The organism is Citrobacter sp. TBCS-14 (assembly GCF_005280805.1).
Taxonomy (GTDB): Bacteria; Pseudomonadota; Gammaproteobacteria; order Enterobacterales; family Enterobacteriaceae; genus Citrobacter; species Citrobacter gillenii.
This window is the reverse complement of sequence record NZ_SZWM01000236.1, coordinates 1-211: the sequence shown is the minus strand read 5'-3', so window position 1 is coordinate 211 and position 211 is coordinate 1. Positions and strand designations below refer to the sequence as shown.

1 protein-coding gene is annotated in these 211 nt (G+C 54.0%); it reads right to left on the bottom strand.

Annotation, left to right across the window (positions count from 1 at the left end):
• Positions 1 to 211, bottom strand: a 211-nt coding sequence (locus FDX22_RS12265) for a S1 RNA-binding domain-containing protein (protein WP_146717263.1), incomplete at both ends; no start/stop codon positions are given.

Below are 211 nucleotides of genomic sequence, written 5' to 3'. Positions count from 1 at the left end.
GTTGCAGGTCCACTTCCAGCACTTTCACCTTCACGATGTCGCCCGCTTTCACCACGGTGTGTGGATCGTCGACGAACTTATTCGACAATGAAGAGATATGCACCAGTCCATCCTGATGAACGCCGATATCCACAAACGCGCCGAAGTTGGTGACGTTGGTGACCGCCCCTTCCAGAATCATCCCCGGCAGCAGGTCGTTCATGGTTTCTAC